The sequence below is a fragment of the Flaviaesturariibacter aridisoli genome (genome assembly GCF_004343705.1).
Lineage (GTDB): Bacteria > Bacteroidota > Bacteroidia > Chitinophagales > Chitinophagaceae > Flavisolibacter > Flavisolibacter aridisoli.
Genome location: NZ_SKFH01000036.1, coordinates 18,876 through 39,157 on the forward strand (window position 1 = coordinate 18,876; position 20,282 = coordinate 39,157).

General features: G+C 59.9%; 13 protein-coding genes. 4 read left to right on the top strand and 9 right to left on the bottom strand.

Translation table 11 applies throughout. The annotated features are described in order from the left end of the window. Positions 1-64: 64 nt before the first annotated feature. On the bottom strand, positions 65-6,094 hold the full coding sequence (locus E0486_RS15855; RefSeq protein WP_131853551.1) for an alpha-2-macroglobulin family protein: 6,030 nt from the start codon (positions 6,092-6,094) through the stop codon (positions 65-67). A gap of 142 nt (positions 6,095-6,236) precedes the next feature. Here E0486_RS15855 and E0486_RS15860 point away from each other — a divergent pair, with 142 nt between their 5' ends. Next, on the top strand, positions 6,237-7,064 hold the full coding sequence (locus E0486_RS15860; RefSeq protein WP_131853553.1) for a proline and serine-rich protein 1 family protein: 828 nt from the start codon (positions 6,237-6,239) through the stop codon (positions 7,062-7,064). Positions 7,065-7,585: 521 nt separating this feature from the next. Here the strand turns inward: E0486_RS15860 and E0486_RS15865 are convergent. The 7 genes from E0486_RS15865 to E0486_RS15895 form a co-directional block, all read right to left on the bottom strand. Beyond that, the gene (locus E0486_RS15865) at positions 7,586-8,350 is read right to left on the bottom strand and encodes an IS3 family transposase (RefSeq protein WP_131853555.1); all 765 of its coding nucleotides are present in this window, start codon (positions 8,348-8,350) and stop codon (positions 7,586-7,588) included. Positions 8,351-8,388: 38 nt separating this feature from the next. Then, positions 8,389-8,817 (bottom strand): hypothetical protein, encoded by a 429-nt coding sequence (locus tag E0486_RS19380; RefSeq protein ID WP_394345763.1) that lies wholly within the window; start codon positions 8,815-8,817, stop codon positions 8,389-8,391. 102 nt (positions 8,818-8,919) lie between these two features. Continuing rightward, entirely contained in the window at positions 8,920-9,798 is an 879-nt protein-coding gene (sucD, locus tag E0486_RS15875) for a succinate--CoA ligase subunit alpha (protein WP_131853557.1), read from the bottom strand. A 171-nt stretch (positions 9,799-9,969) separates the two neighbouring features. Further along, positions 9,970-10,476 (bottom strand): hypothetical protein, encoded by a 507-nt coding sequence (locus E0486_RS15880; RefSeq protein WP_131853559.1) that lies wholly within the window; start codon positions 10,474-10,476, stop codon positions 9,970-9,972. A 156-nt stretch (positions 10,477-10,632) separates the two neighbouring features. Further along, the gene (locus tag E0486_RS15885) at positions 10,633-11,478 is read right to left on the bottom strand and encodes an ABC transporter ATP-binding protein (RefSeq protein WP_131853561.1); all 846 of its coding nucleotides are present in this window, start codon (positions 11,476-11,478) and stop codon (positions 10,633-10,635) included. Next, positions 11,475-12,221 (bottom strand): MlaE family ABC transporter permease, encoded by a 747-nt coding sequence (locus E0486_RS15890; protein ID WP_131853563.1) that lies wholly within the window; start codon positions 12,219-12,221, stop codon positions 11,475-11,477. The genes E0486_RS15885 and E0486_RS15890 overlap by 4 nt, the downstream gene beginning before the upstream one ends. A gap of 83 nt (positions 12,222-12,304) precedes the next feature. Next, complete coding sequence (locus tag E0486_RS15895; RefSeq protein WP_131853565.1) at positions 12,305-14,641, bottom strand: NADP-dependent malic enzyme; 2,337 nt, start codon at positions 14,639-14,641, stop codon at positions 12,305-12,307. Positions 14,642-14,790: 149 nt separating this feature from the next. Between E0486_RS15895 and E0486_RS15900 the strand changes: the two genes are divergently transcribed. The 3 genes from E0486_RS15900 to E0486_RS15910 all read left to right on the top strand — a co-directional run bounded on the left by E0486_RS15900 (position 14,791) and on the right by E0486_RS15910 (position 18,943). Further along, the gene (locus E0486_RS15900; protein ID WP_131853567.1) at positions 14,791-17,070 is read left to right on the top strand and encodes an ATP-binding protein; all 2,280 of its coding nucleotides are present in this window, start codon (positions 14,791-14,793) and stop codon (positions 17,068-17,070) included. Between the two features lie 110 nt (positions 17,071-17,180). Further along, positions 17,181-18,092 carry an ABC transporter ATP-binding protein gene (locus tag E0486_RS15905; protein ID WP_131853569.1) on the top strand — a complete coding sequence of 304 codons (912 nt, stop codon included), beginning with the start codon at positions 17,181-17,183 and terminating at the stop codon, positions 18,090-18,092. Between the two features lie 74 nt (positions 18,093-18,166). Continuing rightward, on the top strand, positions 18,167-18,943 hold the full coding sequence (locus E0486_RS15910) for an ABC transporter permease (RefSeq protein WP_131853571.1): 777 nt from the start codon (positions 18,167-18,169) through the stop codon (positions 18,941-18,943). Between the two features lie 42 nt (positions 18,944-18,985). On the opposite strand, the gene E0486_RS15915 is transcribed toward E0486_RS15910, so the two are convergent. Then, positions 18,986-20,241 (bottom strand): IS3 family transposase gene (locus E0486_RS15915; protein ID WP_131851156.1). Its coding sequence is split into 2 segments (ribosomal slippage): positions 18,986-19,917 and positions 19,917-20,241, totalling 1,257 coding nucleotides; the frame shifts between segments, so codons are not numbered across the junction. Positions 20,242-20,282: the final 41 nt, after the last annotated feature.

The window sequence follows — 20,282 nt, forward strand, 5'->3', positions numbered from 1 at the left end:
CGATTGCTTTTTCAAGAGCAACCGTCTTTTTTCAAATCAGAAATCAGACATCCGACATCCGACATCATTCCACCGTGATTCTTTGTCCTTCGCTGTGGGCGCTGAACTCCGGCGCGTAAAGGCATTGCGCGCTGGCGAGGCCGGCGCTGAATTCGCCCTTGTGCGTCACGAACAGGCTGTACTCGAACACGAACGTGCCCCGCGGCAGGTAGCTGAGGAAGAAGTTCGTGCTCAGGTCGCGCGTCGACTGGTAATAGCCGGCGCCATCCTGCCAACGGTAGCCGCTCAGTACGTCTACCGGCTCGAGGCAGGAGGCCCGCAGGTCTTTCAGGTGCACGTAGTCCATGGGCCGGTCGCTGCGCAGCACGATGCGCACCCGCACGCGGTCGCCCACGTGCAGGTTGGACGGACTTTGCAGCGCCTCGAGCTGCGGACCCTTGGCGGTGTTCACTTCGCGGAAGAGGCGGCGTTCGATCGACAGCGGCGTAGCGGCCGACGTCACCTTGTCCATGTCCTCGAAATATTGCCAGTAGGCGGCGCCCCAGCTGGGTGCGGCGCCGCGGCTGCTGTCGCTTTCCACCTGTATGCTGATGCGGCCCATCTCGGGGCGCACGAGCACGCCCGGGATCGTTTTACGGAAGTAGCCGGTGCCCGCTTCTGCACTGCTGTCGTTGCTGGCCTGCAGTGGTCCGGCCCGCAGCAGCACGCGCGGTGTGCTGCTCAGCCAGTCGGCACCGCGCAGCAGCAGCGCATAGCAGGCGTCGGCCGTGGCGATCGTGGTGCGCCAGTTGTTCGTCTGCTTGTTTTTTACCAGCCAGGTGCGCAGCTCATTCACGGTAGCACTGTCCTGGCCGATCTCGGCAAACGCTTCGATGAGCAGCGCCTGTGTTTCTACGGGTGCGTCCTGCCAGAACCAGCTGCGGCCGTACCGGATGTCTTTCCAGTACATCCCGAGTTCTTCGTTGCGCACAGCGGTTTCGCGCAGCGACTGCAGGATGTCGGCCGGCACGCGCTTCGAGCCGTAGCGGTACAGCGCCAGCGCCGTCAGGCCCTGGCCGCGTTTGGATTGACTGAGCCAGGTTTTTTCCAGCCGGCCCAGGTAGTAGTCGAAGGCCGCGCGGGCCGCATCGCCGGGGCGGTTGCGGGTGAAGCTGCGGGCATAGAAGTGCAGCAATTGCAGGGAATTGGGTACCACTTTGGCGAGGTTCACCTTGGATTTGCGCAGGGCTTCGTAGTCGCGGCGGAGGGCGGCATCAGTATAGACAAGCGCCTTGTTGCGCACACTGTGGAGGGCGCCCGTTTCGACGCCCAGCTCCTGCAGGTGCCCGATCCCGCTCAGGATGTACTCCGTGATGTAGCGGTCGGGGAGCCCGCCGTCGAACCAGGGGAAGGAACCGTCGGCACGTTGCAGCTTTTGCAATTTGTCTATCGCCCGCTGCTGGCCCGCGGCCAGCTTGCTCAGGTCGAAGAGCAAGGCGATGTTCTTCATCCGCTGCGTTTCCGACACGGCCTCCAGCACCCAGGGCGTTTCTTCGAGCAGCGCCGATTTGAGTTCTTCGTTTTTCTGCAGGTTGGAGATCAGTGCGGACGTATCCGCCTGCTGCCAGCGGGCAAACACGGCGCGTACCCTGGGTGCGCGTTGCAGGATGTGCGCTGCCAGCGCATGCGCATAATAACGGTTCCACACCTGTTCGGCGCATTCGTAGGGGTACTCCATCAGGTAGGGGAGTGCCTGCACCGCCTGCCAGGCCGGGTTGGCCGTGTATTCGAGCGTCAGGCCCTGGTGCTGCAGGGTTTCGCTGCCGCCGGATTGCAGCAGCTTTTCGAATGTAAACGTTTTGGTGCCGCTGCCGCGCATCGGCAGGGGCAGGGTTTCAGTAACCAGGATTTTGGCGGACAGCACCGGCAGCGTCGCTTCTTCAGCGTCGGAGAAGTCGCCCGAGCGGGCCGTGAAGCGCCAGGTGAGGGCGCTGTTGTATAAATACGGTACCTGGACGGGGAAGGCCACGGCCTCGCTGCTGTTGGCCCCCACGGTGAAATATTGGTTCGGGAACAGGTTCTGGAACCAGCCGTCCACAGGCTTGCCGGTAGCGGCGTCGAACAGCTCCAGCTGCACCTGGCCGGTGAGTTCCTTGCCGGTCATGTTCACGATCTTGGTCACGAGCTCCAACTGGTCGCCCTGGCGCAGGAAGCGCGGTGGGTTGGGCTGCACCATCAGGTCTTTCTGCGTTACCACGCTGTTGCTGTGGAGGCCGAAGGCCAGGTCCTGTGTGTGGGCAAGTGCCTGGAACTTCCAGCGGGTCAGCGCCTCCGGAAGAGTAAAGGAGAAGCTGATGCCGCCGGACGAGTCGGTGCGCAACTGCGGGTAGAAAAAGGCGGTCTCGTTGAAATTCCGGCGGGGCGTCACCGGTGCCGGGGCGCTTTCGGGCGCGCCTTCCGGGGGCGCACCTGTTGTGTCGGCAGTGGAAACGTAGCCGTTCGCCTGGACGGTCACACCCGACACTTTTCCCTCCAGGGCTGCGGATACGGGCGCCGCGGCGGCCGGCATTCGCATCATCCGCGGGTTTCCTTTTGCCGCGGCGTCCCTGCGGTAAGACGCATAGTTGAACTCGGGGAAAGGCCGGTCGGTAAACAGGAACGCATCCGGTATGCGGTAGGGCACCGGCACCGGTACAGGTCCCCTGTAATACCCGATACCTTGTGCCGCGCGGAAGCCGCCATCGCTGGTCAGGCGTGCATGGAAGTAGTTGTTTTGCCAGATCATCGGCACGTTCCACTGGAACGGCTGAAGCTGGTCGAGCGAGGCGTCGTACAGGCTGGCCAGCAACTCGGCGGCTACCTGTTCGCCCTTGGGCCCACGCACGGTCACGCGCCATTGCTCCTGGCTGCCCGGCAGGGTTTTGTCGCGGAAGGTGGCCAGCGCCACCTGCAGTTCCTTGTTCGACCAGGGAACGGCGATGGGGAAGACGGCCGTATAAATACGGTTGTCGCGAACGGTATAGTAGCCCACCTGTAAGCCGCCGCGGTCTTCATCGCCGATGGTCAGCAAAGGCTGGACGACACCAGGCTCCGCCGCCAAGGCCGTAATGGTCTGTTCGGTGCTGTCCTTGCCGTGGCGCTGCAGGTGCTGCAGCACGTGCAGGTCGGTGGCCGATTGCAGCGTTACCTGTACGGCCTCACCGGGTTGCGCTTTCGTTTTGTCCGCGCTTGCCGCGAAATACACCGGGCGATTGCTGCGGCCGGGTGCCAGCAGCTCTACCCGCTGGCGGGTGCGTACGCTGCGGCCCGCGCTGTCGGTAGCGCGCAGCTCGATCTCATAGAAGCCGGCCGGGAGCATCGTTCCCGGAGGCAGCCGGAGCCGGCCGTCGCGGATCGTATCGCTCCAGCTGAGTCGCTCGCCATCGAGCGGCCAGGTAAGCGGGTTGTCTTCTTCGCGGTAAGGGTCATTCGGGAACAGCCGCACAAAGCTGTCGCGCGGCATCAGGTGCTGGTCGGGAGTTTCCCAAAGTCGTGCACGGAGCAGGCGTTGCTCGGCACGAACGGCGTGGACCTTCGCTTCGATGCGGCCACGCTGCGGCTCCCCGTTGGCATTGGCCAGGAGTACCGGCACGGCGCGGAACGAATCGGCTGCCAGCCGCTCCGGCAGGCGCACTTCCAGGAGGAGCGAGGTGTACCCGGCATCGACCGTTTCATTACCGCTGTGCGATTCGCCATTGAGGTCGGTCACGTCCACCAGCACCTTGTAGCTGAATATACTGTTGCTGGCCGAGTCGAACTCAGGATCGGGACGGGCTGCGAAGCGCAGCGAGAAGCGACCGCTGTTGTCGGTGGCCGTTTCGCCCTGCGTGATCTCTACCGGTGTAGGCGTGGGATACCAATAGCGGTAGTAATACGGGATCTGCGGCGTCCGGATGATGCGGTACCGCACCCGGGCGCCCCACAGGCTGTTGCCGGCGTAGGCCAGCGCATGGCCGTTGACCGTGATGGTGTCGCCTACACGGTAAGCGGTACGCATCGTGTCGAAACGGACCTCAAATTTCGGACGCTTGTATTCTTCCATCGAAAACGAAGCGGTGCCCTGCCACTCGGGGCTGCTCACCACGAAGTTGCCGCTGAGCCCGCCCGAAGGCAGCGTGAACTGCGCCTTGAACGATCCGTAATCGTTGGTTTGAACGGTCAGCGTACCCTGCTCTTTGCGGTTGGCGTCGAACAGCTGCAGCTGCGCCGTGCCGCCGCGTAGCAGTTCGGGACTTCCGGTTTCCTGCAGCACAATGCCTTTGAGGTACACGGTTTGGCCGGGGCGATAAATGCCGCGGTCAGTGAAAAAGTACACCGAGGGTTTATGGGCCGCCCGGTTGTTCACGCGCCGCGGTATATAATAATACGTGGGCTCATCCGACAGGTAGAGGCGGTCGTTGCCGGAGCTGACCTCCACGACATAGCGGCTATACGATTCGGGTGGGAAACTGACCTGCGTCCGTCCATCTGCGTTGGTCGTATAGGTACCCTTGAGCGTACGCTCATAGCGACCGCGGATACTGTTGTAGGCGTATTCGTAGAGGCGTAGCCGCGCACCCGCCACGGGGCGTCCCGAAGTTCGGTTGAGCACGAAGAAGCCATCCTGCTGTTGCAGGTAGGCCAGGTTGGATACATGAAACGGAACGGCCGACACAGTACTTACGTCTGTGCGGAAACCGGCGCTGCTGCTGCTGATCAGCAGGTAGCGCCCCGGCGCGAGCACCGGTGCTTTTCCTTCGGCGCTGTGCTGCTGGGCATCGTCAGTAACGGGCAGTTCCTGTTCCCAGCTGGCAACGGAGGGCATGCTGAAGACACGCTGCCAGTCCTCATCGTCGTTCAGTGCCATATCGGCCGTATCGTTCAGGGCGACGATGCGCAGGTATACGCGCGGCAGGTTGCGCCAGAGCAGCAGGAAGCGGAAGGGTTGTCCCGGCAGCGTTACCCGTTCCACGCGCAGGTCGAGTACTGTACTCCGGATCTCGCGCTCCAGGTTGACGCTTTGTGCCCAGTAGTACGGATGACGCGTGCTGTCGCGCAGCACCGGTTGCAGCAGGCGGAGGGCTTCCCCGTTGGCGTAGCGCCAGGTGCTGTCTTTGCCTGGCTTGTAGCTGCCGGCCCGTTCGCGGTACCAGCGGGCCAGCTCGTAGCGCGCTGCCGCATCCGGCTGTGCCGGCTTCTCCGTGGCGATCCGGGCGCGGAGTGCGCGCGTAAACAGGCTGTCCTTGTCGGTCCCGTCGAATTCTGCATAGGCAAACAGCAGGCGGTCGATATCGGTGAGCTCAATCAGTGCGGGGTTGTTCCGGCTGTAATGAAAACGCGTCAGCTCCTGGTGCAGACGAAGCCGTTTGAGGGTCGGGTGCTGGCCGCTGTCGGGTGCCGATCGTATAAATACGGGTGACTGCGCGAATACCCAGGGCGCCGTCAGGGCGTAGTCGCGATCGGGCCGTGCTTCGTTGAGGTTACTGTTGGCGTAGATGTCGAGCGCGCGGTGGGCCACCAGGTCGTACAGGGTGGGGCGCAGCCAGGCAGTATTGCCTCGGCGCAGCAGCGGCGCCCAGGTATCGGTGGGCACCTGTTGCAGCAACGTTTTCGCACGGAGAGCTGCATCGAGCTCGCTATCGATGGACTGCAGCAAGCGGGTAAGGCTCCAGGTGCGCAGGTCGGTACTGGTATCGCTGGCTACCGTAGTCCGGTCGCGCAGCGACCAGAGATTGCGCAATACATAATTATAGTATAGTTCGGCCTTCAGCGCATGCGCCACCGCCGCGCCGGCGCCGCGCAGTCCCGCCGTTTCTCCTTCGAGCTCACGCAGGCTCAGCGCCGCATTGTCCTCGCGGTTCTGGCTCCGGAGCACGCCGCGGTAATAGATGGCGCGGAGCAGCTGTGGCTCGTTGCCCTGCCGCCGCGCGGCGGCGTACACCGTGTCGGTGCGCTTGAGCGCCGTGGCTGGGCGGCCCGCTTTATCCGTCAGGCTGTCGATGGTCTTCCACTGGCGGTCGTACCAGGGTTTCGTTTGTGCGTCAACGTGGTTCAAGAGGCTGCCGGCGAGCAGCAGCAACAGGAGCAGGCGCTTCATATGAAAAGGTTTGCGGCGTAGGCCCGAATATAGACCGCTTCCGGCAGTTGGCAACCCCGGCGGTCCTTTAACGTTTGTTTAGAAAAGCGCTGCGAACCTCTTGCCTGAAATACCGATCTTTCCAGCAAGGAGACTATTATTTATGAGAACCATTTTTACCCTCTTGCTCGCGATCGCCTTTACTACCGCCATGGCCCGTCCCTACGATGAAGGACGCCTCACGATCACGTTCGCGGCTCCCACCAACCTGGTGGTACAGATCGACAACCGTTATTACAACCCCGAAGACAACGTGGTGTACGTGGACCACATTCCCGCCGGCCGGCACACGGTACGGGTGTATTCCGCCCGCAACGGCCGCGGCAACGTGCTCTACACAACGCAGGTGCAGATCCGCCCGTACACGCACGTGGATGTAACCTTCAACCGCTTCGGACGCGCCTACATCGACGAGCGCCGCCTCAACGGCGTGGTGGCCAACAATTACGATCCCTGGGGCAACGACAACTACAACGACAACCAGGGCTCCAGCAGTCCCGACTGGAGCGGCGGCTGGGGCAACAACGGCAACGGCGGCAACAACAGCGGCTGGGGCAATAATGGCGGTAGCGGTAACGGCTATGGCAACGGCGGCTATAACAGCGGCAACGGCGGCTACAACAACGGCAACAGCTATGGTGCCATGAATACCTCGAGCTTCAACGCGCTGCTGCAACAGGTGCGCGCCGAAACCTTCGACAACACGAAGCTCACGATCATTAAAGACGCCCTTGCTACCAACCGAGTAACGGCGGTGCAGGTGAAGCAGCTCATGCAGCTCTTTACTTTCGACAACGACCGTCTCGAGCTGGCCAAGGCTGCCTACCCGCGCACCACCGATAAAAACAATTACTTCCAGGTCAACGATGCCTTCGAGTTTTCGAGCTCCAAGGAGTCGCTTTCCACCTGGATCCGCAACCAGCGGCCCTAACGGTTTTTCTTTCTCAGGCTACCATTGAACGACACCCCACCAAAACAAGGCCCCGACGTTGTAGTCGGGGTTTTTTGTTGGGTTGGTTAGAACGCGAAGACAAGAAGAAAATATTTTGGCCGCGGAGGCGTTGTCGTCGCAACTAGGGCGGGGAGGGTTTCCTGCAGTCAACCTGCTTGCAATTCATTGAGCCGCCCTTGCGTTCGTTGTCGTAGTGCAAGCGCTCCGCAAGCGAAGCATGCGCGAAGGCGGAACTACTGGTAGCATCACTACTTACACTGGCGTCTCTACGCTAGGCCTTAACGAAGGGCAGTTCGTGCTTTAGGACACCCTTCGCGGATGCGTTGCGAAGCAACGCGCTGCACCTACGACGTGCAGAGGCATTGCAGCCGATCGTAAGGTTACCACCGGAGTTCCCAAACGCAGCGCTCTTTGCCCCCCTCTGCGATTTATGTTCTTTCTCCTTTCTCCGTGAATAGTCCTAGAATAGGTTGACAGTTTTTAGAAAGATCCCGGCTGCCTCAGGTGGCCGGGATTTTTTGTTGGTGTACCTGTTCGGGTGTTTTCATTTTTAGTGCGAGGTGAGGCCGTTTGGTATTGTATAAATGTATGGATTCGGCTACAAGCTTTTTCAGGAGTGCTTTGCTTTTGATGGTCCTGTCCATTCCAAATTCCTCTTTGATGGTTCGGTTCATGCGCTCAGCCAGTGCATTTTCATATGGATCGCCGTTTTCGGTCATAGAGAGAAGAATACCGTTTTTAGAGGCTAACGCGACGTATTCCTTACTGCAATATTGCACACCGCGATCTGAGTGATGGATGGTTTCAGTGCACTTGTCTTTTCGTTGGGCAAGCGCCATGCTCAGCGCTGGTATCATCGATTCGGTTTCCATGTTATCGGCAAGCGCATGGCCCACGATGCTGCGGCTGAAGCGGTCGGTGATCATATTGAGGTAGCAGGTGCCTTCTTCCGTTTTCAGGTACGTGATATCGCTGACCCAGACTTGATCGGGAGCGGTGGCGTGCACTTCCTTTTCGACATTGGGCCACTTACGCATCCAGTGCTTGCTCATGGTGGTTTGCACGTACCTGCGCCGGGGGCGGATCTGCAGGCCGTAGCAGCGCATGAGCGCGAAGAGCCCGTCACGTCCCATCTTCAGGCCCCTGGCCTTTAAATTACCTGCGATCAGGTGCTGGAGCTTGCGCGTTCCTACACGCGGCAGCACCTTGCGCTCGCGGTCCACGAGTTCTTTGACGGCCTGCTGCATGGCTTGTTTGCGGGCCATATCCTATTGCTGTTTGTAGACGTATTGACGGCTATAGCCTAAGGCGCAGGCGACGCGTCCGACTCCGATCCTTTTTCTTCCGCCCCCTGCTGCTGATCGGCACGTTGCTGCGACAGGGGTAAGCACTTTTTTCTGATCTCGGTGCCCAGTTGCTCATCGGCGATGTCGATGGCAAGATTGAGGATATACTTCTCCTCCTCGAGGCGCTTGATTTTGGCTTCCAACTGTGATATATAAGTCTTGGGCGGAGCTTTCTTTTTCATGGGAGCTTTACTAGTCCAATCCAAAGTTCCGTGTTTTCTGAGCCACACCAAAACGGTGCTTCTGCCCTGGATGCCATACTTGCCCTGTGACTGCTTCCAGGTAAGGTGCCCTTTTTCTACTTCATCAATAACCTGCAGTTTGAAGGCTAGGCTATAATCCTTCTGAGTCCTGCGCTGATAATCGCGAGCGCCTGTATCTGTCATATAAGTCAACTTTTGTGTCAACCTATTTTAGGACGAGGCACCGCGTTAAAAACAAAAGCCCCGACGTTGCAGTCGGGGCTTTCTTATTCGTTGCCGGTGTACTTATTTTTTTCCGATCACGGAGGCCATCGTCTTGCCGATGTCGGCAGGGCTTGATACCACGTGGATGCCACATTCTTCCATGATCTTCATCTTGGCGGCTGCCGTGTCTTCAGCACCGCCTACGATGGCGCCGGCGTGACCCATGCGGCGGCCGGGAGGGGCCGTCTGGCCAGCGATGAAGCCAACAACGGGTTTTTTATTGCCGGTGCTCTGGATGTAACGGGCCGCTTCGGCTTCCATGCCGCCGCCGATCTCGCCGATCATCACGATCGCGTCGGTCTCGGGGTCGTTCATGAACAGCTCGACGGCTTCTTTGGTGGTGGTGCCGATGATCGGGTCGCCACCGATGCCTACGGCCGTGGAAATGCCGAGGCCGGCTTTGGCGATCTGGTCGGCGGCCTCATAGGTGAGGGTGCCCGATTTGGATACGATGCCGATGCGGCCTTTCTTGAATACGAAGCCGGGCATGATACCCACCTTGCACTCGTCGGCCGTGATGACGCCGGGGCAGTTGGGGCCGATGAGACGGGTGCCCGTGCCCTGGAGGAAGTTCTTGACCTTGACCATGTCCTGCACGGGAATGCCTTCGGTGATGCACACCACGAGGGCAACGCCGGCGTCGGCGGCCTCCATGATGGCGTCGGCGGCGAAGGCCGGGGGCACGAAGATGATCGACACGTTGGCACCGGTTTCTTTCACACAATCGGCGACGCTGTTGAACACGCGGCGGTCGAGGTGGTCGGTGCCGCCTTTACCGGGCGTAACGCCGCCTACCACGTTGGTGCCGTACTCGATCATCTGCGAAGCATGGAAAGTGCCTTCCGTGCCGGTAAAGCCCTGGACCAGGACCTTCGATTCCTTATTGACAAGAATGCTCATATCGGTTTTTAAAAGTTGGGCAAAAGTAAGCCAAAGAAGTATTCCGCCGTTGCTGAAGCTTTAGCCGACAGGGAAGTCGGAAGCCGGAATTGTTGCCGCACGCCGGTTCCCCGTTGCCGAAAAAAAACGCCCGCAGCAAAGCAGCGGGCGTCTCTGAAGGAAAAAGCCGGGTTAATTCATGTATTTGCGCTGTCCGGCGTACAGGAGGGTGAATACAAGGGCAACGACGACGGAGAAGCCGCCCATGACCATCGTGACCAGGTTCGTGCCCATCAGGATGAACATGACGACAATGGGTACCCACTCGCCGATGGCCCAGATACTGAAGCCCTGTTTTTTAAGCTTGCGCATCTGCAGGGCGCCGACCAGGCAGAGCGTGGTAAACAGCAGCGCCACCACCAGGTTAATGTATTTGTACTGTTCGGCGCGTTGCATCATGTCCAGGGAAGCATCCATCCATTTGCCCATAAAGCCGTCGCCCATTTGTTCGCGGTTGTCACGGATCTTGTCGGCCTGTTCCTGGGCATTCTTTCCCGAAACCAGGCCCCAGAGCGCGCTGATATACGCAATGCCACAGCCAATAAACGTCAGGATGGTCAACACATTGAGCGTGCTGGGCAGTTTCTTGGGCAGCTGGTCGTGCAGGAGCTCGGACTGGGTCGTGTTGTAGGATTCCATAAAGCAGGGTTTTTGATTTAGGCAGGAAATTAAGGAAATGCGGCCAAAGTAGGCGCAATGGGGTGATTGGGTTAATTGGGTAATGGGAGAATGCGACAATAGAAGCCGGCAGGCAACCTGTTACCGATAAATCAATAGACTAATAAACCACTACACCTATTCCTCGGGTGGGGGAATGAGCTCCGGCGCGTCTTCGGCCGTCAGCTGCTCCATGTTGCGCTCGTTGGAGATCTTGCCGGTTTCTTCCAGCTGCCGCATGTCCTTGGCGTCGCGGAGGAATTCGGAGGCAAAGATGAAGTCGTTGAGGCGCTGGTTCTTCGAGAAGATGATCTCCCGGTTGTTGCCTTCCCATTCCTTGTGCCCCTGGTACATATACACAATGTGATCGCCGATCTCCATCACCGAGTTCATGTCGTGGGTGTTGATGACGGTGGTGATGTTGTATTCCTCGGTGATCTCCTTGATCAGCTGGTCGATGAGGCCGGAGGTTTGCGGATCGAGGCCCGAGTTGGGTTCATCCACGAACAGGTATTTGGGGTTGAGCACGATGGCGCGGGCGATGCCCACGCGCTTCATCATACCGCCCGAAAGTTCGGCGGGGAATTTCCGGTTGGCGCCCTTGAGGTTCACGCGCTCGAGCACTTCGTTCACGCGGGCCCGCTTTTCGCGCTGGCCCATGGTCGTAAACATGTCGAGCGGGAAGATGATGTTCTCCTCCACCGTCATCGAGCTGAACAGCGCGGAGCCCTGGAAGAGCATCCCGATCTCCTTGCGGATCTCTTTCTTCTGCTTTACATCCATGGCCGTAAAGTCCTGACCGCCGTAGAGGATCTGGCCCGAGTCGGGGGTGAAAAGGCCCACCATGCATTTCATGAGCACGGTCTTGCCCGACCCCGACGAGCCGATGATGAGGTTGCACTTACCGGCGTCCATCGTCACGTTGGCGTCGTTGATCACGGTCTTACCGGCAAATCCTTTCCTGAGGTTCTTGACTTCGATCATGATTGTAGCAGTAAAGCGGCCAGGATATAATCGGCAAACAGGATGGCCACGCAGGTCACCACCACCGACTTGGTGGAGGCCCGCCCGATCTCGAGGGCGCCGCCGCTAACGTGGTAGCCGAAGTAGGCGGGGATGCTCGAAATGAGGAAGGAAAAGGTATACGCCTTGCTGAGGGCGAAAAAAACGTTGTAGGGAATAAAGGCCATGAGCAGGCCGCGGTCGTAGGTGGTGGCGTCGATGATGCCCGAGGCCACCGAGGCAAAACGCCCGCCCCAGATGCCGAGCACGGCAGCGATGACGATGAGCATCGGGATCACCACCAGCGAGGCGAAGATCTTCGGCATCACGAGGTAGGCCTTCGTGTTGATGCCCATGATCTCGAGGGCGTCGATCTGCTCCGACACACGCATGTTGCCCAGCTCTCCCGCGATCTTGGAGCCCACCACGCCGGCCAGAACGATACAAACGAGGGTAGGGGCGAATTCGAGGATCACCGTGTCGCGCACAATCTGCGGGATCGTTTCCGGCGGAATGAGTGGGTTGGTCAGCTGGTAGGCCGTCTGCACCGCCGACACGGCACCCATGAAGATCGAAATGATCACCACGATGCCCATCGAGCCGATGCCGATCTCCGAACACTGGTGCATGAACTCCTTCCAATACATCTTGAGGTTTTCCGGTTTGGAAAACATGCTGCGGATCATCAGGATATAGCGGCCAACGTCGGTGAAAAATTTTGTCATGTATTCTTCTGGTTCAATCTGTCCTTAGTTCGTCGTGAGGCGTCAGGCGTGAAGCGGGAGCAAAAGCGCTGACGGCTCGCGGCTCACGCCTCACGTTTCTTCAGTCGCTTCCACCACGGCGAGCGGCGGATGGCCTCCTCGTTCGCCTGCTGGTTCTTGATCTGCGCGTCCACCACTGCAATAGTAGCCATATTCACAATGTTCCGGACCGAAGTGCCGAGCTGCAGAATATGTACGGGCTTCTTCAATCCTAATAAAATCGGGCCAATGGCTTCCGAGCCGCCCAGCTCCTTGAGCAGGTTGTAGGCCACGTTGCCGGCCGACAGGTTGGGGAAGATGAGGGTATTGACCGCTTTGTCCACCAGCTCGCTGAAGGGGTAGTTTTCCTTCATCAGGTCGTTGTTGAACGCTACCGAGGCCTGCATCTCGCCATCGACGATGAGCGTCGGGTCTTGCTTTTTCACGATCTCGCGGGCCTTTGCCACCAGGTGGGCTTCCTCGGAGTTGGAGGAGCCGAAGTTGGAATAGCTGAGCATCGCGATACGGGGCTGGATGTTGAAGTGCCGCACTTCCGTGGCGGCCAGGCGGGTGATCTCCGCCAGCTCTTCCGCCGTCGGGTGGAAGTTCACCGTCGTGTCGGCCAGGAAGATCGGGCCCTTTTTGGTCAGCATGAGGTACATGCCGGCGATCTTGTTCACACCGTCCTCGGTGCCGATGCACTGGATGGCGGGGCGGATGGTGTCGGGGTAGTTTTTCGACAGGCCGGAGATCATACAATCGGCGTCGCCGGTTTCCACCATCATACAGCCGAAGTAGTTGCGGTCCTTCATCACCTTTTTGCTCTCGTAGGCATTGAAGCCCTTACGGCCGCGCTTCTGAAAGAACAGGTCGCCGTACTGGTTGCGTACGTCCTCCATCACATCGGAGCGGGGATCATAGATGGGAAGCCCTTCGAGGTCGATGCCGTTGGCGACGGCGATGCTGCGGATCTTCGTTTCGTCGCCGAGGAGGATCGGGTAGCCGATGCCCTCGTCGAACACCTGCTGCGCTGCCTTGAGGATCTTGACGTTGTCGGCTTCGGCAAATACAATGCGGCGCGGGTCGCGGCGGGCCTTCGAGTGGAGCACGCGGAGCACCTGGTTGTCGAGGCCGAGGCGCTTGTTGAGCTCGGTGCGGTAGGCATCCCAGTCGGTGATGGGCTGCTGGGCCAGGCCCGTATCGATGGCCGCTTTCGCCACGGCCGGGGCCACGGTGGCCAGCAGGCGCGGGTCGAGCGGTTTGGGAATGATGTAGTCGGGGCCGAAGGTGATGGTCTTTGTATTATAGGCCAGGTTCACGATGTCGGGCACGGGGCTCTGGGCCAGCTCGGCCAGGGCCTTTACGGCCGCCAGCTTCATCGCTTCGTTGATACCCGTGGCGCGTACGTCGAGCGCGCCGCGGAAGATATAGGGAAAGCCCAGTACGTTGTTGACCTGGTTGGGGTAGTCGGAGCGGCCGGTGGCCATGATGAGGTCCTTGCGGGCGCCTTTGGCTTCATCCCAGGAAATCTCCGGGTCGGGGTTGGCCATGGCAAACACGATGGGATTCTTGGCCATGCTCTTCACCATGTTGGCGGTAACCACGTTGCCCACCGACAGGCCCACGAACACGTCGGCGTTCTTCAGCGCCATATCGAGCGTGGTGCCGGGTTTCGCGTTGGCAAAGGGCTTCTTGAAGTCTTCGAGGTCGTCGCGCTCGCGGGTAAGGGCGCCCTTGATGTCGAACACCTGGAAGTGCTCCGGCCGCGCGCCCAGCGACACATAGAGCTGGATGCAGGCCATGGCGGCCGCGCCGGCTCCGTTGATCACGAAGTTGACCTTGTCGATCTTTTTCTTCTGCACCTGCAGGGCATTGAGCAGGGCGGCGGCGGAAATGATGGCCGTGCCGTGCTGGTCGTCGTGCATGATGGGAATGGAAAGCTGCTCGCGGAGGGCTTTTTCGATCACGAAGCACTCGGGTGCCTTGATGTCCTCGAGGTTGATGCCGCCGAAGGTGGGCTCCAGCGCCCGCACGATCTGGATGAACTTCTCGGGGTCCGTTTCGTTGATCTCGATGTCGAATACGTCGATGTCGGCGAAAATCTTGAACAGAACGCCCTTTCCTTCCATCACGGGCTTGGAAGCTTCGGGGCCGATGTCGCCGAGCCCGAGCACGGCCGTGCCGTTCGAAATTACGCCCACGAGGTTGCCTTTGGCGGTATACTTGTAAACGTTTTCTTTATGTGCGGCGATCTCCTTACAGGGTTCGGCAACGCCGGGGGAGTAGGCCAGCGACAGGTCGCGCTGGGTCTTGGCTTCCTTGGTAGGCACCACTTCGATCTTTCCCGGGCGTCCTTTGGCGTGGTATTCCAGCGCCTGCTGTTTTCTTAAGTCTTTAGCCATAGTTGTAGGCCCGCCGGCAGGCCGGCGGGGAGCACCGCGCGGATGCAACGGTTCTGCAAAGAAAAGACAATGCAGGGAGATGACCTTGCCCGGCGGCGGGCGGGCAAATTGAGTTTACTCTTATCTGGCCGCATTTTATCTTTCCGGCGATGAACATCACCGACATTGTCAACCGGAACGTGGCCACGCTGGCCACCTGTGAAAGCGAGCCCATTCATATTCCCGGGACCATTCAGCCGCACGGGGTGCTGGCCGCCCTGAACGCCGGCGGCATCTTCCGCTACTGCAGCGCCAATTGCGCCCGATATTTCGGGAAAGAAGCAGGCGCCCTGCTCCAGCAACCGCTCGCTTCGGCCGACGAAGAGCTGGCCCAGGCCCTGCAGCCCGCACTCAATGGCGCGGGCAACCTCGCAAAGCCATTGCGCTTCTTCCGGAACGACACGCACTGGGATGTTTTCGGCTGCTTCAACGAGGACGGGCTTTTCGTGATCGAATGTGAAGTCGCCGTGCCCGACGCGGCATCCGACGACCTGTATGACCAGACGAGCCGCTTCGTGCAGCACATCGACCGCGCCCGCACGCTGCAGGACCTCTGCCAGCGCATCGCCGAGCAGACCCGCGTCCTTACCGGCTACGACCGCGTAATGATCTACCGCTTCGACAAGGATTACAACGGGCAGGTATATGCGGAAAGCCGCGAAGCCCACCTGGAGCCCTACCTCGACCTTCATTACCCGCATACCGACATCCCGGTGCAGGCCCGCGACCTGTACCTCCGCAACCTGATGCGGATGATCCCCGACGTACGCTACGAGCCCGTGCCGCTGCTCACCGTGGCGGCTGGCAGCCCGGCCCCGCTCGACCTGAGCGACGCCCGCCTCCGCAGCGTATCGCCGCTGCACATTCAATACCTGAAGAATATGGGCGTCGCCGCCACGCTCACCATCTCGTTGCTCCTCGAAGGACGCCTCTGGGGCCTCGTTACCTGCCACCACTACAGCCCGCGCCACCTGGGCCACCTGCAGCGTAAGGCGGCCCTGCTGCAGGCGCACTTCCTGAGCTCGCAGATCCAGGTGCGGGAAGTGGCCGAGGAATACGCGGTGCATACCGTGGTGGATGCACACCTGCAGCACCTGCTGCACGCCATGGAAACGGGTGGCGACTTTTCCGCCCGCTTCCGGAGGCTCAACTCGCTGCTGCCGGTGGCCAACGCTTCCGGCGCGGCCATCCTGCACGAGGGACGCATCTACACCATGGGCCGCACGCCGGCGCCCGAGCGCCTCCGCGCTCTTTTTCAATGGCTGGCCGGTAAGCCGGGAATGGAATTCGTGACCGCCCACCTCGAAGAGCACTACCCCGACGCCGCCCGGATCGCCGGCGAAGCGTCGGGCATACTGTATCACAAGCTCGGCGACCCGAAGCGCGAGGCCATCCTGTGGCTGCGCGAAGAGCAGGAGCGGACCATCAACTGGGCCGGCAACCCGCACGAAGCGGTGAAGCGCTCGCCCGCTACCAACGCCCTGACGCCGCGCAGCTCCTTCGCCATTTTCCGCGAGCTGGTGCAGGGCAGGAGCCTCGATTGGCGCCGCTCCGAGGTCGCCGCCGCGAGTCGCTTCGCCACGACGCTGCAGAACAACTTTCACCTCGAGCACCTGCAGGCCGAGGAAGCAAGCCAGCGCGTGCTCAACGAAAAGCTGATGAAGGCCAACCAGGAGCTCGCCAACATCAACTGGATCACCACGCACGACCTGAAGGAGCCGCTCCGCAAGATCCTCGTCTTTGCCTCGCGCATCGCCGGCGAAGAGGACGCGCAACTGTCAGCGAACCTCCTGCATTCGCTCAACCGCATCCAGCAGTCCGCGCGGCGGATGCAGACGCTGGTGGAAGACCTCATGGCCTACCGCCTCCTCGACGTCAATGAGAGCCCTTTTGTGCCCGTGGACCTCAACGCGGTACTGCGCGATATCGTAGACGAATACGAGGAAGAATTACGGGAAAAGGGCGGCGTACTTGTGTGGGAGGGACTACCGGTGCTGCCGATGATTCCTTACCAGGCGCGGCAGCTGTTCGGCAACCTCGTGAGCAACGCCCTCAAGTTTCAGCGCCCCGGCGTAGCGCCGCATATTACCGTGCAGTGCACGGATGCGGCGGCGGGATCATTTCATCATCCCACACAAAGCCGCACCGGCGACTTCTACCACATCCGGGTGCAGGACAACGGCATCGGCTTCGACCCCGACCAGAACGCACGCATTTTCGATATCTTCTACCGCCTGCACAATGCGGAAGCCTACCGCGGCACCGGCATCGGGCTGGCCATCTGCAAACGCATCGTGGAAAATCACGGTGGCTTTATCACTGCCTCCGGCGATGAGGCGCGCGGGGCTTCCTTCTCTATCTTTCTCCCGAAGGATCGGGGAGAGGGCTGAGCCGTCGGATGCGCCCGCAGCGCAGGACTTCGTCCCGTGATTAACCCCGTACGTCAAATAAAGCTCCGGGACTTGGCTGAAGATTCTACTTTCGGTTCATAACCACGCTTATGAATACGCAGTACACGATCGAAACCCGCAACCTTACCTACCGATTCGGCACCGATGCGGTGGTGCTCCAGGACATCAACCTGCAGGTGCCCGCCGGTGCCGTATATGGTTTTCTCGGACCGAACGGGGCCGGCAAGACCACCACGTTGCGCCTGCTCCTCGGCCTGCTCCGCTCCCAGGAAGGCAGCATCCGCCTTTTCGGCCTCGACCCCGCCACCGAACGGCTCGCCATCCTGCGCCGCCTTGGCTCCCTCATCGAGCAGCCCTCGCTCTACGGCCACCTGACCGCACGCGAGAACCTCGAGGTATACCGCCGCATTTACGGCGCCGCACCCGAGCGCACCGAAGCCGTGCTCGAGCTCGTGGACCTCGCCCGCACCGGCAAGAAAAAAGCAAAGCAGTTTTCCCTCGGCATGAAACAACGCCTGTCCATTGCCGTGGCGCTGCTGCACAGCCCCGAGCTCCTTATTCTGGACGAGCCCACCAACGGCCTCGATCCCAACGGCATTATCGAAACGCGCGAGCTGATCAAGCGCCTCAACCGCGAGCAGGGCGTTACCATCATCGTGTCGAGCCACATCCTCGCCGAGGTGGAGAAGATGGCCACGCACGTGGGCATCATCCACCAGGGCCGCATGCGCTTCCAGGGTACGCTCGCCGAGCTGCAGGCGCTGCAGTCGGGCCGGAGCTTCCTCCAGCTCGATACGTCCGACAACGAGGCCGCCCTGCAGCTGCTGAAAGCCGAAGGCGCCGAGCACCGCGCCGGCCACCTCGTGCTGCCTCTTACCGATAAGGCCGGCACCGCCCGCGTGGCCCGCATCCTCGTACAGGGAAACCTCGACGTGTTTCTCCTGCAGCCGCAGCAACAAGACCTTGAGCAACACTTTATCGACATCACCTCGGGTTCGTGAGGCGTGAGGCGTGAATCGTCAATGGCCGCCGCAGCCAACTACAAACCACAAACTATAAACTATAAACTTTTCTCATGTCACTCGCTATCTCTTACCAATCTGAGATGCTGAAGTCGCGCCGCACGGCGTCCTTCTGGCTGGCGGTCATCGGGGCCGCGTTTATTCCCACGATCTTTTTCCTCATCTACTGCTTCAAGCCCGAAAAGATGGTGGCGCAGCTGCAGCTGATGCCCTGGGAGCAGCACCTGCTCATGGGCTGGCAGGTGTTCAATTCCTTTCTGTTCCCGATGTTCATCATCCTGATCTCGGCGCTGATCCCGCAGATCGAGTTCCGCAACAATGCCTGGAAGCAGGTGTGGGCCTCCCCGCAATCGACCGGCGAAGTGTTCGTGGCCAAATTCCTGGCCGTGCAGAGCATGGTGCTGCTGTGCGTTTTGAGCTTCAATGTATTCGAGATCCTGGCCGCTGTGCTGGCCAATACGATTAACGCTAAATATCCCTTCTTCAGCAACCGCCTCGACTGGGCCGCCCTGCTGCGGCTCAACCTGCGCACCTATGTGTCGGTGCTGGGCATCTCGGCCCTGCAGTTCCTCGTGAGCATGCGTTTCAAAAGCTTTATCGGCCCAGTGGGTATCGGGTTGTTGCTGCTCATCGCCGGGCAGATCGCCACGGGCTTCCGCTGGGAGCACGCCGAGTGGATCCCGTACTCGCACCCGCTGCTGACGCTGCAGTCGATGACGATGAATAAGACCGGCTGGATGGTGCGCCACGAGTGGCTGTCGCTGGGCTATGCCGCGCTGTTCCTCACCCTCGGCTACCTCGACCTGCGCTTCCGGAAGGAGCGGGGCTAAACATCGAATAATACCTAATGGATAATGTCTATTTGACCCGTCCTAGAATAAGTTGACGGTTTTTAGATTGTTTTTAGATCCCTGGTTGCTGATTGCTTCCAGGGATTTTTCATGGATAAAGTTCGGGGTTTTGTAGTGTAGGCTGAGGTGCGGTCTCTGGGTGTTGTAGATGTGGATGGATTGGGCCACTACTGTTCGCAGGCTTTGCAGATCGGGACAAGGTGTGAGCAGGAACTCGTCTTTGAGGATCCCGTTGATGCGTTCCGCCAGCGCGTTTTGATAGCAATCTCCTCCCTGCGTCATCGAGCAGAGCACGTTGCCGCTCTGTAATACTTCCTGATATGGTGCTGCGCAATATTGAATACCGCGATCGGAGTGGTGGATTAGCGGAAGGTTCGCTTTTCGCTGCTTCAAGGCCGTTTTCAGGGCACAGGCAACACCTTCTGTTGCCAGGCTATCGGATACGAAGTGCCCTACAATCTTGCGCGAGTAGGCGTCGGTGATCAGCGACAGGTAGGCGGTATTTTCCTTGGTTGTGACGTAAGTGATGTCGGCCACCCAGAGTTGTTCCGGACGCGTCAGCTCCAGGCCTTCGGTGCGGTTGGGATGCTTGCGCAACCAGTGTTTGGAGTTTGTCGTTTTCGTATAGCACTTACGCGGTTGCACCAACAGGTGCTCGCCCCGCAGGTAGTCGAACAGGGCGTCGCGCCCCAGCTTCAAGCCCCGGGTCTTTAGTTCGGGGGCAAGCAGGTAATGAAGCTTGCGGGTACCAAGACGGGGCATGAGCTGTCGCTTTTCCTGCACCAGGTGGCGTACAGGCGCCAGCCGAAGGGCGCGCACTTCATTGCGGCTGCGCTGCTGGTAAAAGGCTTGCCGTGAGATGCCAAGCAGCCTGCAGGCGCGGCTCAGGCTCAGCCGTCCTTGCGTTTGGAGGGTTTGGGCAGCTTGGCGCGCAACTTTTTTGGCAACACGATTCCGAACTGCTTTTCCGCTACCTCGATGGTGGTTTCCAGCAGCAGGTTCTTGTCGCGCTCCCATTGAAGTGCAGCTTCCAGTTCTTTGATGCGCTGCTCCGGGGTCTTTTCTGCTTTTTCCATACGCGAACGGGTTTTCCACTGTAAGGTACCCAGTTTGCGTAGCCAGACCAACACCGTTGTCTTGCCTTGAATTCCGTAATGACGCTGGGCCTGCAGGTAGGTAAACTCCCCTTTCTCGATCTGGGCAACTACCTGCAATTTGAAGGATAGTGTATAATCCTTCTGACTCTTCCGTTTCCTTGACTGTCCTGATGTTGACATACATAAGTCTCAGATGTGTCAACTTATTTTAGGACGGGGCA

Coding starts and splice junctions, on each gene's coding strand:
- E0486_RS15855 (WP_131853551.1), bottom strand. CDS start 6,094: ATGAAGCGCCTGCTCCTGTTGCTGCTGCTCGCCGGCAGCCTCTTGAAC.
- E0486_RS15885 (WP_131853561.1), bottom strand. CDS start 11,478: ATGATCGAAGTCAAGAACCTCAGGAAAGGATTTGCCGGTAAGACCGTG.
- E0486_RS15880 (WP_131853559.1), bottom strand. CDS start 10,476: ATGGAATCCTACAACACGACCCAGTCCGAGCTCCTGCACGACCAGCTG.
- E0486_RS15900 (WP_131853567.1), top strand. CDS start 14,791: ATGAACATCACCGACATTGTCAACCGGAACGTGGCCACGCTGGCCACC.
- E0486_RS15860 (WP_131853553.1), top strand. CDS start 6,237: ATGAGAACCATTTTTACCCTCTTGCTCGCGATCGCCTTTACTACCGCC.
- E0486_RS15895 (WP_131853565.1), bottom strand. CDS start 14,641: ATGGCTAAAGACTTAAGAAAACAGCAGGCGCTGGAATACCACGCCAAA.
- sucD (WP_131853557.1), bottom strand. CDS start 9,798: ATGAGCATTCTTGTCAATAAGGAATCGAAGGTCCTGGTCCAGGGCTTT.
- E0486_RS15890 (WP_131853563.1), bottom strand. CDS start 12,221: ATGACAAAATTTTTCACCGACGTTGGCCGCTATATCCTGATGATCCGC.
- E0486_RS15910 (WP_131853571.1), top strand. CDS start 18,167: ATGTCACTCGCTATCTCTTACCAATCTGAGATGCTGAAGTCGCGCCGC.
- E0486_RS15865 (WP_131853555.1), bottom strand. CDS start 8,350: ATGGCCCGCAAACAAGCCATGCAGCAGGCCGTCAAAGAACTCGTGGAC.
- E0486_RS19380 (WP_394345763.1), bottom strand. CDS start 8,817: ATGACAGATACAGGCGCTCGCGATTATCAGCGCAGGACTCAGAAGGAT.
- E0486_RS15905 (WP_131853569.1), top strand. CDS start 17,181: ATGAATACGCAGTACACGATCGAAACCCGCAACCTTACCTACCGATTC.